This window comes from Catenibacterium sp. AM22-6LB (genome assembly GCF_003435615.1).
GTDB lineage: Bacteria > Bacillota_I > Bacilli_A > Erysipelotrichales > Coprobacillaceae > Catenibacterium > Catenibacterium mitsuoka_A.
Genome location: NZ_QTUM01000057.1, coordinates 1 through 16,112, shown reverse-complemented (window position 1 = coordinate 16,112; position 16,112 = coordinate 1). Strand labels below are relative to the sequence as shown.

At 38.2% G+C, this 16,112-nt stretch carries 12 protein-coding genes and 1 other annotated feature; all 12 genes read right to left on the bottom strand.

The window, feature by feature from the left end:
* Window positions 1-93: 93 nt before the first annotated feature.
* Window positions 94-1,278, bottom strand: a complete 1,185-nt coding sequence (gene tuf / locus DW269_RS10430; protein ID WP_006505718.1) for an elongation factor Tu — start codon at window positions 1,276-1,278, stop codon at window positions 94-96.
* Between the two features lie 89 nt (window positions 1,279-1,367).
* Entirely contained in the window at window positions 1,368-3,440 is a 2,073-nt protein-coding gene (gene fusA, locus DW269_RS10425; protein WP_117459733.1) for an elongation factor G, read from the bottom strand.
* 51 nt (window positions 3,441-3,491) lie between these two features.
* Window positions 3,492-3,962, bottom strand: coding sequence for a 30S ribosomal protein S7 (rpsG, locus tag DW269_RS10420; RefSeq protein WP_006505720.1), 471 nt, complete (start codon window positions 3,960-3,962; stop codon window positions 3,492-3,494).
* A gap of 39 nt (window positions 3,963-4,001) precedes the next feature.
* Complete coding sequence (rpsL, locus tag DW269_RS10415; protein ID WP_022425216.1) at window positions 4,002-4,415, bottom strand: 30S ribosomal protein S12; 414 nt, start codon at window positions 4,413-4,415, stop codon at window positions 4,002-4,004.
* Window positions 4,416-4,557: 142 nt separating this feature from the next.
* Window positions 4,558-5,229, bottom strand: coding sequence for an SDR family oxidoreductase (locus DW269_RS10410; RefSeq protein WP_233502494.1), 672 nt, complete (start codon window positions 5,227-5,229; stop codon window positions 4,558-4,560).
* 92 nt (window positions 5,230-5,321) lie between these two features.
* Window positions 5,322-9,035, bottom strand: a complete 3,714-nt coding sequence (rpoC, locus tag DW269_RS10405) for a DNA-directed RNA polymerase subunit beta' (RefSeq protein ID WP_117459731.1) — start codon at window positions 9,033-9,035, stop codon at window positions 5,322-5,324.
* The gene (rpoB, locus tag DW269_RS10400; RefSeq protein ID WP_117459729.1) at window positions 9,035-12,814 is read right to left on the bottom strand and encodes a DNA-directed RNA polymerase subunit beta; all 3,780 of its coding nucleotides are present in this window, start codon (window positions 12,812-12,814) and stop codon (window positions 9,035-9,037) included. The genes rpoC and rpoB overlap by 1 nt, the downstream gene beginning before the upstream one ends.
* A gap of 154 nt (window positions 12,815-12,968) precedes the next feature.
* Window positions 12,969-13,556, bottom strand: a complete 588-nt coding sequence (locus DW269_RS10395) for a class I SAM-dependent methyltransferase (protein WP_199410075.1) — start codon at window positions 13,554-13,556, stop codon at window positions 12,969-12,971.
* A gap of 61 nt (window positions 13,557-13,617) precedes the next feature.
* Window positions 13,618-13,983 carry a 50S ribosomal protein L7/L12 gene (gene rplL / locus DW269_RS10390; RefSeq protein ID WP_006505726.1) on the bottom strand — a complete coding sequence of 122 codons (366 nt, stop codon included), beginning with the start codon at window positions 13,981-13,983 and terminating at the stop codon, window positions 13,618-13,620.
* A gap of 25 nt (window positions 13,984-14,008) precedes the next feature.
* Entirely contained in the window at window positions 14,009-14,551 is a 543-nt protein-coding gene (gene rplJ, locus DW269_RS10385) for a 50S ribosomal protein L10 (RefSeq protein ID WP_006505727.1), read from the bottom strand.
* Window positions 14,552-14,588: 37 nt separating this feature from the next.
* Window positions 14,589-14,707 (bottom strand) — a sequence feature (ribosomal protein L10 leader region).
* 5 nt (window positions 14,708-14,712) lie between these two features.
* Complete coding sequence (gene rplA, locus DW269_RS10380) at window positions 14,713-15,393, bottom strand: 50S ribosomal protein L1 (RefSeq protein ID WP_117459725.1); 681 nt, start codon at window positions 15,391-15,393, stop codon at window positions 14,713-14,715.
* A gap of 81 nt (window positions 15,394-15,474) precedes the next feature.
* Entirely contained in the window at window positions 15,475-15,918 is a 444-nt protein-coding gene (gene rplK / locus DW269_RS10375; RefSeq protein ID WP_117459723.1) for a 50S ribosomal protein L11, read from the bottom strand.
* Window positions 15,919-16,112 lie beyond the last annotated feature (194 nt).

Below are 16,112 nucleotides of genomic sequence, written 5' to 3'. Positions count from 1 at the left end.
GCCCCCACAGTGGACTTTCACCACCTAGATATATGCCATGCCCGGCATACAAAAAAGACTGCTGACATAAGTCAACAGTCTAATGAACTAAAATTATTCAATGATTTCAGTTACGTTACCAGCACCTACAGTACGTCCACCTTCACGGATAGAGAACTTAGTACCGTTTTCGATAGCGATTGGGTGAATTAATTCTACAGTGAATTCTACGTTATCGCCTGGCATAACCATTTCAGTTCCTTCTGGTAATTCGATAACACCAGTAATATCAGTAGTTCTGAAATAGAACTGTGGTCTATAGTTACCGAAGAATGGAGTATGACGTCCACCTTCATCCTTAGTTAATACATAAACATGAGCGTTGAATTTCTTATGTGGATGTACTGAACCAGGTTTAGCTAATACCTGACCTCTTTCAATCTGGTCTCTATTGATACCTCTTAAAAGAACACCAATGTTATCACCAGCTAGAGCGTAGTCAAGTAACTTTCTGAACATTTCGATACCTGTAGCAACAGTCTTCTGAGTTTCATGGATACCAATGATTTCAAGTTCATCGTTAAGGTTTAACTGTCCACGTTCAACTCTACCAGTAGCAACTGTACCACGACCAGTGATTGTGAATACGTCTTCAACTGGCATTAAGAATGGCTTATCAGTTTCACGAGCTGGATCTGGGATATAAGAATCCATAGTGTCTAATAATTCATGGATTGCAGGAGTCCACTGTGGATCACCTTCAAGAGCCTTTAATGCAGAACCACGGATGATTGGAGTGTCATCTCCTGGATAGTCGTATTCAGATAATAAATCACGAACTTCCATTTCTACTAAGTCGATTAATTCTTCGTCATCAACCATATCGCACTTATTTAAGAATACGATGATGTATGGAACACCAACCTGACGAGATAATAAGATATGTTCTCTTGTCTGAGGCATAGGTCCATCAGTTGCAGCTACTACTAAGATAGCACCATCCATCTGAGCAGCACCAGTGATCATGTTCTTGATGTAGTCAGCATGGCCTGGACAGTCAACGTGTGCATAGTGACGATGAGCAGTTTCATATTCAACGTGTGCAGTGTTGATTGTGATACCACGTTCTTTTTCTTCTGGAGCAGCATCGATTGCAGCATAGTCCATAGCTTTAGCCTGACCTTCACTAGCTAATACAGTAGTGATAGCAGCTGTTAAAGTAGTTTTACCATGGTCAACGTGACCGATAGTACCAATATTTACGTGAGTTTTCTCACGGTTAAATTTTTCCTTAGCCATTTAAGGTTATCCTCCTATATAATTCTAAAATTTTACATAACTATTTTAATAGATTTTATTGAGAATTGCAATAAAAATCATAGTTATTCTTATTTTACGCCGTTCTTTTTAATGATTTCTTCCTTGATTGATTTAGGAACAGGTTCATAACGGTCGAACTGCATTGTATAGTTACCACGACCCTGTGTGAATGATCTTAAGTCTGTTGCATAACCGAACATTTCAGCTAGAGGTACAGAAGCTTCAACCATTACAGCATTTCCTCTTTCTTCCTGACCATCGATCATACCACGTCTAGATGAGATATCACCCATAACGCTTCCTAAGTATTCAGAAGGTGCAGTTACTTCTACCTTCATGATTGGTTCAAGGATTACTGGAGCACACTTCTTACCAGCAGCTTTTAATGCCATAGAAGCAGCTACTTTATATGCCATTTCTGATGAATCGACATCATGGTAAGAACCGTCGAATAATGTAGCCTTAACGTCAAGTACTGGGTAACCAGCGATCATACCAGTTTCTAAAGCGTCTTCAAGACCAACTTTTACAGAACCGATATATTCTCTTGGAACTGATCCACCAACAACAGCGTCAACGAATTCAAATCCTTTACCTTCATTAGGTTCGAACTTGATCCAAACGTGACCGTACTGACCACGACCACCAGACTGTTTAATGTATTTACCTTCACATTCAGCAGCCTGAGTAATAGTTTCTCTATAAGCAACCTGAGGAGCACCAACATTTGCTTCTACATGGAATTCTCTCTTTAATCTGTCAACGATGACATCAAGGTGTAATTCACCCATACCAGCGATGATAGTATCACCAGTTTCAGGGTTTGTAGATGTTCTGAAAGTTGGGTCTTCTTCAGCTAATTTAACTAAAGCTTCACCAAGTTTGTTCTGGTCAGCTTTTGTCTTAGGTTCAATTGCTAATTCGATAACTGGTTCTGGGAATTCCATCTTTTCAAGGATAACGAAATCGTTTTCCGCACAAAGAGTATCACCAGTTGTAGTGTTCTTGAAACCTACTGCAGCAGCGATATCACCAGCATAAACTTCATCAATTTCTTTACGTGTATTAGCATGCATTAATAAGATACGACCAAGTCTTTCTTTCTTATCTTTTGTTGAGTTCAATACATATGAACCAGCAGTTGCAACACCTGAGTATACACGGAAGAAAGTTAACTTACCTACGAATGGGTCAGTCATAACTTTGAATGCTAAAGCTGAGAATGGTTCTTCATCAGATGCATGACGATCAACTTCGTTACCTTCAGCATCTACACCCTTGATTGCAGGGATATCAGTTGGAGCTGGTAAGTAGTCAATTACAGCATCAAGCATTGGCTGAACACCCTTATCTTTGTAAGCAGAACCACAAAGAACTGGGAATAATTCAACAGCGATTGTACCCTTACGGATAGCAGCTTTAACATCTTCGATTGCAGGTTCTTCACCTTCAAGAATCTGCATCATTAAATCATCATCAAATGAAGCAGCTGCTTCTAATAAAGTCTGATGATATTCTTCAGCCTGATCAACATATTCAGCTGGGATTTCTTTTTCGATTACATCGATACCTTCAGCACCATCGAAATAGATAGCTTTCATCTTTAATAAGTCGATGACACCTTCGAATGTATCTTCAGCACCGATAGGTAACTGTAATGCAACAGCATTAGCACCTAATCTTGAATTTAATGAGTTAAGTGACATGATGAAATCAGCACCAGTAGCGTCCATCTTGTTTGAGAAAACAATTCTTGGTACGCCATAAGTAGTAGCCTGTCTCCAAACTGTTTCAGTCTGAGGTTCTACACCTGCTTTAGAGTCAAGTACTGTAACGGCACCATCAAGTACACGTAGTGAACGTTCAACTTCTACAGTGAAGTCTACGTGGCCTGGTGTATCGATGATGTTAATACGATATCCTTTCCAGTGAGCTGTAGTTGCAGCAGAAGTGATAGTGATACCACGTTCTTTTTCCTGTACCATCCAGTCCATCTGAGATCCACCATCATGAGTTTCACCGATTTTATGGATTTTACCTGTATAGTAAAGAACACGTTCAGTAGTAGTTGTTTTACCAGCATCGATGTGAGCCATGATACCGATATTACGTGTTTTTTCTAATGGAAATTCACGAGCCATAATTTTCTCCTTTCAAATACTTTTTCTTTTAATTTATATGTAATTAAGATATTACCAACGGAAATGTGCGAAAGCTTTGTTAGCTTCTGCCATTTTGTGAGTATCTTCTTTCTTCTTAACAGCAGCACCTGTACCGTTAGAAGCATCGATAATTTCGTTAGCTAAACGATCAACCATTGTATTTTCGTTTCTTAAACGAGAATAGTTAGTTAACCATCTTAAACCTAAAGTCATTCTTCTTTCAGGTGTTACTTCAACTGGTACCTGGTAGTTAGCACCACCAACACGTCTTACCTTTAATTCAAGTACAGGCATGATGTTGTTGATAGCTGCGTCGAATACTTCCATAGCTGGCTTTCCAGTCTTTTCTTCAACTTTTTTGAATGCTTCATATAAGATGTTCTGAGCAACACCTTTTTTACCATCTAACATGATGTTGTTAATAAGCTTAGTGATTGTTTTACTATTGTAAATTGGATCAGGTAAAACATCTCTTTTCGCAATACGTCCTTTTCTAGACATCGGCAAATTCTCCTCTCTCTATTTTATTAATTTAAAAATTTATTTCTTAGGCTTTTTAGCTCCGTATAATGAGCGGCTCTGCATACGATCTTTAACACCAGCACAGTCCATAGTACCACGGATAATATGGTAACGAACCCCTGGTAAGTCCTTAACACGACCACCACGAATTAATACAACAGAGTGTTCCTGAAGGTTATGACCGATACCAGGAATGTAAGCTGTAACTTCTAATCCATTTGATAATCTAACACGGGCATATTTACGTAATGCTGAGTTAGGCTTCTTTGGTGTCATTGTAGCAACACGGGTACAAACACCACGCTTCTGAGGTGAATTATCATTAGTTGGTCTTTTTGCTAATGAGTTGTAACCTCTATTTAAAGCTGGAGACTTACCCTTTTTAGTCTTTTCGCTACGTCCTTTTCTTACTAATTGGTTAATTGTAGGCATGATTTTCTCCTTTCTAATTCTAACACACAATTCCGGGTGTTTCACAAATTTGTTTTTATATATGTGCCCTCGTCGGACACCTTTGTCAGTATATGACAAATAAAAGTCCTCGTCAACTACTTTTTTTGGTTTTTTTATCAATTTAATCCAAATGCCATCCACCATCTTCATGATAGATCATCTGTTTAGTCATTCTACCATCAATACAGATATTCTCACCATTGATGAATGTTGCTTTTGACGAACATAAAAATAAAACCATAGAGGAAATGTCTTCTGGATTCCCTACTCTTCCTACTGGCTGTTGATAAGCATCAGGCCCTGTATATGTATTCCCGTGAGTATCAATCCATCCTGGCGAAATAGAATTCACTCTCACTTTTCCACTTAAGCTCATCATTAATGCGTGTGTAAGGGCTGATATGCCACCTTTTGCTGCAGTATAGCTTTCTGTATTAGCCTGACTCATTCGGTCTCTAGAAGACGAAATATTGATGATTACGGCATCGTCATTAAAATACTCTTTAAATAGCTTAGTTAAATAGAATGGTGCAGTGACTCCTACAGACAATGCATATTGAAATTCTTCATAGCTACATTCATCAATACCTAACATGAGTGGTAATGCATTATTTATTAGATAATCAATATGTCCATGTTTATCTAATACATAAGATACAAATGATTCTAGAGTTTCTTTACTCGCAATATCTCCTACATAGTGATTCCCTTGTACTTTATCAATTATTTCTACAAAAGCACCTTGTTTTTTGAAATCTTCTGCGATTGATTGTCCTATTCCATGTGCCCCCACCTGTAACAACTACAACTTTATCCTTAAACTCCATAATTTCCTCCCTATATATGAAAACACTATGGACATTTGTCCATAGTGTTTCTTATTCATTAAGCGTCATGGTGAGCAGAAACAAATTCTTCTGCTTCATCAAACATTGTAGATTCAGGAGTGAAGTTTTCAGCTTCTTCTCTTGATTTTTCAAGTTCAGCCTGCTGAGCAGCTTCTTCTTCCTCTCTCTTAATTGTTTCGTCAGACTTTAAAGGTCCTCTTAAGCCAGTACCTGCTGGTAATAGCTTACCGATAATAACGTTTTCTTTTAGACCCTTAAGTGGATCGACTTTACCTCTGATGGCAGCATCAGTGAGAATTCTTGTAGTTTCCTGGAATGATGCAGCTGATAACCAAGAATCAGTTTCTAATGAAGCCTTAGTAATACCAAGTAAGATTGGTCTACCTACAGCTGGATGTTTACCTTCCTTAAGAACCTGTCTGTTTAATTCAGTGAAGTTCTTAACTGAAACATGAGATCCTGGTAATGCGTCTGTATCTCCGCCTTCTACAATCTTCATTCTTCTCATCATCTGCTGAATGATGATTTCGATATGCTTATCAGAAATTTCGATACCCTGTAATCTATATACCTGCTGTACTTCTTTTAAGATGTAGTTTTCTACAGCTTCTGCAGAGGCAACAGATAATAATTCTTTTGGAGAGATAGAACCTTCAGTAATCTTATCACCTGGTTCAACAATATCTCCTTCTTTTACTGCTAACTTAGCACCGATTGGTGTTAAGTAAGTCTTAGTTTCAAGATCATTTGCGACAGTCACTTCTGAACGCTGGTTGTTATGGTCACCCTGAGTTGTAATTGATGAAACATGTCCATTGATTTCAGAAATAATAGACTTAGCCTTTGGAACACGTGCTTCAAACAATTCCTGGATACGAGGAAGACCCTGTGTGATATCGGCGTCACCGGCAACACCACCCATGTGGAATGTACGCATTGTAAGCTGAGTACCTGGTTCACCGATTGACTGTGCAGCCATAATACCGATTGTTTCACCAAGTAATACTTCCTGACCAGTTGCTAAGTTTAGACCATAGCACTTACGGCAGATACCGTTCTTAGACTTACATCCGAAGATGTTTCTAATTTCAACAGTCTTGATACCAGCATCAGATACTGCTTTTGCTGATTTTTCAGTCATTAATTCATTTGCATGAACAATGATTTCTCCAGTTGCTGGATCAACGATATCCTTTAATGATGTACGACCAATAAGTCTATCTACTAATGGTACGATGACGTTACCATCAGCTGTATTAATTAATTCAGATACTTTGAATCCCTTATCAGTATGACAATCATCTTCTGTGATAATAACTTCCTGAGCGACATCGACAAGACGTCTTGTTAAGTAACCTGAATCGGCAGTCTTTAAGGCTGTATCTGTAGAACCTTTACGGGCACCATGTGTAGAAATGAAGAATTCTGATGCAGTTAAACCTTCACGAAGGGCAGACTTGATAGGAAGTTCGATAGTTTCACCCTTCGGGTTACTCATCAATCCACGCATACCTACAAGCTGAGTGAAGTTAGAGATGTTACCACGGGCACCTGAATCTGACATGATGAAGATTGGGTTATCACGGTCAGCTTCGAACTCATCTTTAACGATACCAGTAACTTCTTCTTTAACGTCATTCCATAATTTGATTACGGCTGTATAACGTTCATGTTCTGTTAACTTACCTTTGTTGTATAACTTCTTGATAACTTCAAGATGTTCATCAGCATCATCGAATAAGTGATACTTATCCTGAGGAATCTGAATATCGTAAGCTGATACTGTAATACCAGCGATAGTTGAATAATAGAATCCCTGATTCTTTAATCTATCAAGCATGACATGGATTTCATCAACTGGACAGATCTTGAAGTATTCATCGATGATTGCTCCAAGAGTCTTCTTAGTGAACTGCTTGATTAAAGGCTGATTCTTAATATGTTCCTTGATATCTGTACCATAAGGTAAGAAATATTTCATAGGAGTTGCTTTTAAGCTTGCCTTATCTGGATCATTTAAGTATGGGAATTCACCTTCAAAGATCTGGTTGAAGATAATCTTACCTACTGTAGTGACTAAGTACATGTTGTTCTGTTCTTCAGTGAATGTCTTATTCTTTAATGCTGAAGCACGAATCGCAATTCTTGTATGTAAGTTAACAGTCTTATTGTAATAAGCCATTAATACTTCATTTACATCAGCGAATACTGTACCTTCACCAATCTGATCAGCTTTTTCTGTTGTTAAGTAATAGTTACCAAGCACCATGTCCTGTGATGGAGTAACGATAGGTTTACCATCTTTTGGACCAAGGATATTTCTAGAACCAAGCATTAACTGTCTTGCTTCCTGAATTGCTTCTTCACCAAGAGGTGCATGGATAGCCATCTGGTCACCATCGAAGTCGGCATTGAATGCTGGACATGCTAATGGGTGAAGACGGATGGCACGACCTTCTACTAGCTTAGGTTCGAAAGCCTGGATACCTAATCTATGTAATGTAGGGGCACGGTTTAATAATACTGGGTGATGTTTGATAACATCTTCAACGATTGGCCAGATCTTATCATCCATCTTATCAATCATACGTTCAGCAGCTTTGATATTAGTTGCTAATTCGTTTCTTACTAATCCAGAGATAACGAATGGCTTAAATAAGTTAACAGCCATTTCTCTTGGAATACCACACTGGTACATCTTTAATGTAGGTCCTACAGCGATAACTGAACGTCCAGAGTAGTCTACACGCTTACCAAGTAAGTTCTGTCTGAAACGTCCCTGTTTACCTTTAAGTGTATGTGAAAGAGATTTTAACGCTCTTCCTCCAGCACCTGTAATAGGCTTAGAACGTCTACCATTATCAATTAAAGCATCAACGGCTTCCTGAAGCATACGCTTTTCATTCTGTACGATGATACTAGGTGTACCTAATTCTAATAATTTCTTTAAACGGTTGTTACGAGTAATGACACGTCTATATAAGTCGTTTAAGTCACTTGTCGCAAAACGACCACCGTCTAGCTGAAGCATTGGTCTTAAATCAGGTGGAATAACTGGAAGAACATCCATAATCATCCATTCTGGCTGGTTATTAGAGCTTCTGAATGCGTCAATTGCTTCAAGTCTCTTTAATAACTTCTGTCTCTTCTGACCCTGAGCTTCTTTTAACTGAGTTTCTACATCTTCAAGTTCAGCATCTAAGTCAACCTTCTGTAATAATACTTTGATTGCCTCAGCACCGATTTTAGCCTGGAACTGACCACCGAACTTTTCAACACAGTTACGGTAATCTCTTTCAGATAATACCTGCTTGTATTCAAGTGGTGTAGAACCTTTATCAGTAACAACATAAGATACGAAGTAGATGATTTCTTCTAACTGTTTAGGTGACATATCAAGGATAAGTCCCATACGAGATGGAACTCCCTTTAAATACCAGATATGTGCTACTGGAGTAGCTAATTCGATATGACCCATTCTTTCTCTTCTTACTGAAGAACGAGTGACTTCGACACCACAACGGTCGCAGACAACACCTTTATATCTTACTTTCTTATATTTACCACAAGCACATTCCCAGTCCTTAGTTGGACCAAAGATTCTTTCACAAAATAAACCATCTTTTTCAGGCTTCTGTGAACGATAGTTGATTGTTTCAGGTTTTTTGACTTCGCCATATGACCATTCACGAATCTTCTCAGGAGAGGCTAAACCGATCTGAATTGCTGAAAAATTATTATTCTCTGCCATTATTCTTCCTCCTCACCGCTTTTTCCAAATAATCCTTCGATAATATCATCGACTGATTCTGGAGCTTCATCATCATCGAAGCTGTCTTCTACGATTTCATCTTCACCTTCGGCAACGAATTCTTCGTGAGTGTCAACTTCTTCATCTTCTTTTTCTTCTTTATCATCATTTTCTTCATCTTCTTTTGGCTTCTTAGGCGCATCGAATGAACGAGGGAAACGACGATCTTCATCTTCGATATTACCTACATTGATTTCATTACCTTCATCATCTAATAGACGAATATCTAATGCCAATGCCTGTAATTCTTTCTTTAATACTCTGAATGATTCAGGTAATCCTGGTTCAGGTAACTTCTGTCCCTTAACAATTGCTTCATAAGTCTTAACACGTCCTACAACGTCATCTGACTTAACTGTTAAGATTTCACGTAATGTATATGCTGCACCATAAGCTTCAAGTGCCCATACTTCCATTTCCCCGAATCTCTGACCACCGTTCTGAGCTTTACCACCAAGTGGCTGCTGAGTAACAAGTGAGTAAGGACCTACTGATCTTGCATGTAACTTATCATCAACCATGTGACATAACTTGATCATGTACATGATACCAACTGATACTTCGTTATCGAAATATTCACCAGTTTTACCAGAAATAACTTTCTGTTTACCATTTTCTGGCATACCAGCTTCCTTCATGATATTTTCTAAGTCCTTAGAATTGATACCATCAAAGGCTGGAGTAGCGAAATACTGACCACCTAACTGTCTAGCAGCATAACCTAAGTGTAATTCTAATACCTGACCGATGTTCATACGAGATGGTACCCCTAATGGGTTAAGCATGATATCAAGTGGTGTACCGTCCTGTAAATGAGGCATATCTTCTGTTGGTAAGATCTTAGAGATGACACCCTTGTTACCGTGTCTACCTGACATCTTATCCCCTTCAGAAATCTTACGCTTCTGAACGATATATACTTTAATAACCTTGTTTACACCTGGCTGTAAATCATCTCTTTCAACTTCTTTATAAGCAAGAGAGTTTGCTGAACCATACTTGTTTTCAGTCTTTCTTTCTTTACCTCTACGAGTGAATACTCTGATACGATGTACGATACCAGAACCACCATGAGGTACTCTTAATGAGTTATCTTTAACTTCTCTAGATTTTTCACCAAAGATAGCTAATAATAGTTTTTCTTCTGCAGATAATTCTGCCTGTCCCTTAGGAGTGACTTTACCAACTAAGATATCGCCTTCCTTAACTTCAGCACCAACACGGATAATACCGTTTTCGTCTAAGTTAGAACGAGCATCATCACCTACGTTAGGGATATCTCTAGTAATTTCTTCAGGGCCAAGCTTTGTATCACGACATTCAATTGTATATTCCTGAATGTGGATAGAAGTATAGTAGTCTTCTTTTACAAGCTTTTCATTCATGATGACAGCATCTTCGTAGTTATAACCATTCCATGTCATGAAACCTACAAGAACGTTCTGTCCTAATGCTAATTCACCCTGTTCCATAGCTGGTCCATCAGCAAGAACCTGACCCTTAAGAACATGTTCACCAGCCATAACAATTGGACGATGGTTGATACATGTACCAGCGTTAGATACAGTGAACTTTAATAACTTGTATGTCTTTTCGCCACTTTCACCTTCAACGATGATCTTCTTAGCGTCAGCATATTTAACAGTTCCTTCTTCTTTCGCAACAACTGCAGCACCAGAGTCTCTTGCAGCCTGGAATTCCATACCTGTTCCTACATAAGGCGCATGTGGATTTAATAGAGGTACAGCCTGTCTCTGCATGTTACATCCCATAAGGGCACGAGTGGCATCATCGTTTTCCAAGAATGGGATACATGAAGATGCAACTGATACGATCTGTTTAGGTGAGATATCGATGAAGTCGATTTCTTCTGGCTTAGCCATGATGTTTTCACCTAAATGACGTGAAATAACCTGTTCATCAATAATACGGTCATTTTCATCAGTCTTAACTTTTGCCTGAGCAATAATATAATTCTTTTCTTCATCTGCTGTTAAATAACGAATATCATTTTCATCAATAACGCAGTTATTTACTTTACGATATGGAGTTTCAATGAATCCATATTCATTTACTTTTGCATAAGATGCAAGTGTAGAAATCAACCCGATGTTAGGACCTTCTGGTGTTTCGATTGGACAGATTCTACCATAGTGAGATGGATGGACGTCTCGTACTTCATAACCTGCACGGTCTCTTGATAAACCACCAGGACCTAAGGCAGAAAGACGTCTCTTGTTTGTTAATTCGGCAAGTGGGTTAATCTGGTCCATGAACTGAGATAACTGAGAACTTGCGAAGAATTCTTTGATTGCAGCAGTTAATGGACGAATGTTTGTTAATGACTGTGGAGTCATAGAATCATCTTCAGCTAAAGACATTCTTTCCTTAACTACTCTTTCCATACGTGATAAACCAATACGGAACTGGTTCTGAACTAATTCACCAACAGTTCTAACACGTCTGTTACCTAAATGGTCGATATCATCTAATAAACCAATACGGCTCATTAAAGACACTCTATCTTCTGCTGCTAAGTCCTGAGAATCAAAGATATCAACAAGGTTAAGCATATAAGAATATGCAGCAATAAAGTCTGAAATAGTGACAAACTTACTATCTAATGAAAGATCAGTACCGATTACTCTCATCTTGATAGACTTAGATTCATCTGTATATACATCTAATACCTGAATAGTATGATTAGAATGCATATTTTCGTTAGTTTTAATTTCTTTTGTATGTGCACCTGCTTCAAATACTGGCTTTAAGATTTCTAATTTATCTTTAGTAATCTTAGTACCTTCTGTCATTACAACGTTGCCATCAACGTCAACAACATCTTCAGCAAGAACACGATCAGCGATACGATCTAATAAGCTTAATTTCTTACGTAGCTTAAAACGACCTGCTTTTGCTAAATCATAACGCTTTGGATCGAAGAAACGCGCAAATAGTAATGAGTTAGCACCATCTAAAGTAGCTGGTTCACCTGGTCTCAATTTACTATAAATTTCCATCAACGCATCATCAGTGTTATGTGTTGGATCCTTTTCAAATGTATTGTAGAGGAACTGGTGTTCTCCGAAAACTTCAATAATATCTTCATTTGAAGAAAGTCCTAGAGCACGTAAAAGAATAGTACCTGGAATCTTCTTCTGACGGTCAATACGAACATTTAGAACATCCTTGGCATCATTTTCGAATTCTAACCAAGTACCACGAGATGGGATCACCTGTCCATTGAAGACAATCTTACCAATCTTGTCTGTTCCATTACCAAAATAAGCTCCTGGAGAACGAACTAACTGTGAAACGATAACACGTTCTGCACCATTAACAACAAATGTACCTGAATCTGTCATTAATGGGAAATCACCCATAAATACTTCACTTGTCTTGATTTCTCCAGTTTTCTTATTTACAAGACGTAAAGTAGCACGCAAAGGAGCTGCATAGATTGCATCTCTTTCTTTACTTTCATCTGCATCATATTTAGGCTCATCAAAACGACAGTCTACAAACTCCAATGATAATGTGTCGTTAAAATTTGTGATAGGATAAATATCCTCAAATACTTCTCTTATACCTTTTTCCTGAAACCACTTAAATGAATCTGTCTGAATTTCGACAAGGTTAGGTAGTTTCAAAGAACCACTAATACGAGAATAATTGCGTCGCTTAATGCGGCTTTCTGCAGTTCTTACATTCTTTTCCAAAATCCGTTCCACTCCTTTTTTAATCTCTATCTGCAAGCTAAAAAGGGTCAAAATGACCTGCTTTTATACATGAGTAGGCATTTTAGTATACTAGCACAAGGGTACTTTTGTGTCAACCCAAAAAGGGAAATTTATACAATTTCCCTATAGTTCATTATTTAATTGATTGAATTATGTAATAGCCTTTATTTCGCTTCAATACTTCCGCATTCCCAAAGACTTCTTCCATGCATTTCTTAGCACTTGGTGCACCCTGCTTCTTTTGTATGACAATCACAAGGCGTCCATTCTTATTTAAGTGTGAATAACTTTCTTTAAGAATAGTAGTCACAACACTCTTGCCAGCACGAATTGGAGGATTAGAGATGATCATATCAAATGTCTTCTCTACATTCTCATATGCATTACTTTCATATACATGCATATCTTCAAGATGATAATCTTCAATTGTACGTTTAGCAAGTTCCATTGCGCGTCTATTGACGTCAACCATATCAAATGAGACATCTGGATAAACCATCTTTAAGCTGATACTTAAAGCACCATATCCACACCCAACATCCAATACTGATTTTACACCTTCTAGATTAACGGTGTCAAGTAGTGTTCTTGAACCGAAATCTACACTATCCTTAGAGAAAACACCACGATCACTATGAAACTCAATAGAATGTCCTTGATAATCGAAGTGAATAACCGTTGGTCTGCTTTCTATTTCATCATTTGTATAATAGTGTGACATTCTCATTCCTCATAAGAAAAAAGCCCTAAAATAGGGCTTTTATAATTGTGTTTGTATTAAATTACTTTAATTCAACAACAGCACCAGCAGCTTCTAAAGTTTCCTTTAACTTAGCACCTTCTTCAGCTGGTACGTCTTTCTTGATTTCAGATGGAACCTTGTCAACTAAGCCCTTAGCATCAACTAGTCCTAAACCAGTGATTTCTCTAACAGCCTTGATAACTTTAACCTTTGTAGGTCCAACTTCCTTAAGGATTACTGTTACGTTAGCAGCAGGTCCTTCTTCTTCAGCAGCAGCAGCAACTGCAACTGGAGCAGCAGCTGTAACGTCGAACTTTTCTTCGATTGCTTTTACTAATTCATTTAATTCTAAGATTGTAGCTTCTTCTAAGTAAGCTAAGATTTCATCAGTTGTTAACTTTGCCATTTTAATATTCTCCTTTATTTCGATATTAAGCAGCTGCTTCTGCTTCTGCAGGAGCTGCTTCTTCTGCAGATCCTTCTGCTTCTTTGTCAGCTACAGCCTTAACAGCTCTAGCAACTTTTGATACTGGTGCCTTTAAGCAAGCCAATAACATTGATAACATACCTTCTTTGTTTGGTAACTTTGAAAGTTCCATAACTTCTTCTTTGCTCAATAATTTGCCTTCAACGATTGCAGTCTTGATTACAAGAGCTTCGTGATCCTTAGCAAATTTTGCTAGTACTCTAGCTGGAGCAACAGCGTCATCATGACCAAATGCAATAGCGTTTGGACCAGTTAAGAATTCATCTAATTCCTGCTTACCACAAGCTTCTGTAGCACGAAGAGCTAATTTGTTCTTATAAACTTTAAGTTCAACGTTTTCAGCTCTTAAAGCACGACGAAGTTCAGTAACTTCATCAACAGTTAAGCCACGGTATTCAGCAACTACTACTGACTGAGCGTTTGTTAACTTATCAGCGATTTCGTCGATGACTGCCTGTTTAGCGACTAATACTTTTTCGTTAGCCATTGTTACACCTCCATAAAAATTTTATTGCAACAATATACTCGTTATATAAAAACTCCTAGATTACCTAGGAGTTTGTCATTCATACATGACAATATCCCTCGGTAACAAATTGAGACTTGCGTCAGTTACTGTCTACGGTATATTGATTGCGGCATTAATAATTAAGCAGCAACTTTTACTGCTGGACCCATTGTAGATGAAACTACGCAGTTCTTAACGTAAGTTCCCTTAACTACTGAAGGTCTCATTCTTAATAATAAAGCATGGATAGCTTCATAGTTTTCAACTAGCTTAGCGCTGTCGAATGATACACGACCGATTGGAAGATGTACGTTACCATCTTTATCAGTTCTATAATTAACTTTACCGCCTTTAGATTCATTAACTGCTTTAGCAACATCCATAGTTACTGTACCAGTCTTAGGGTTAGGCATTAATCCCTTAGGACCTAAAATACGTCCTAATCTACCAAGCTTAGGCATCTGATCAGGAGTAGCGATCATAACATCGAACTCTAACCATCCCTTAGCGATTTCATCTAAGATATCCTGGCCGCCAACTACGTCAGCACCAGCGTTTTTAGCTTCTTCAGCCTTTGGACCTTCAGCGATAACACAAACTCTCTTTGTTTTACCAGTTCCGTTAGGAAGCACGATAGCTCCACGTAACTGCTGATCTGCATGTCTAGTATCAAGATTTAACTTGAACACAACATCAACACTTGCATCGAATTTAGCAGTAGTAGTCTTCTTAACTAATTCAATTGCTTCTTCGATTGAATATAGCTTGCCAGCTTCAATCTGCTTAGCAGCTTCTACATATTTCTTTCCTTTTTTTGACATTTTCTTTCCTCCTTAAGTGGTCTTAACGGATAGACCTCCCACTGTAATGACGGAATTCAACTCCATCAGATTGCTAATTAATTAAGCGTCTAAGCCTTCTACTTTGACACCCATGTTACGTGCTGTTCCTGCAACGATTTTCATTGCTGCTTCTAAATCATTAGCGTTAAGGTCAGGCATTTTGTATTCTGCGATTTCCTTTAACTTATCAGCACTTAGAGTAGCAACAGTCTGCTTTGAATCACTTGCAGCTTTCTTGATACCACAAGCCTTCTTGATCATTTCAGCAGCTGGAGCTGTCTTTAATACGAAATCAAAGCTCTTGTCTTCATAAACAGTCAAAATTACTGGTACAGTTTCACCATGACGATCTTTAGTCTGATCGTTGAATGCTGTACAGAATTTTGGCATCTGAATTCCTGCACCTGCTAGAGCTGGTCCTGGTTTAGCACCACCTGCTGGGAACTGGATCTTCATAATTCTTACTACTTTTTTACCATTATTTGCCACGGTACACACCTCCATTAAAATATTGTCCGTGCTGTGGTTCGTTTGGGCCGAAACCCTCCCACGCATTTGACGCCATGCGTCGATTACCAATTATACATAATACAAAGCAAAAATCAATGCTTTTTTAATTTTTTTTGACTTTTTTTACTCAACCTCAATTGTAAAATGAAACTGGAATTAAGGAATTGGGATAAAGGGGCATGCCCCTT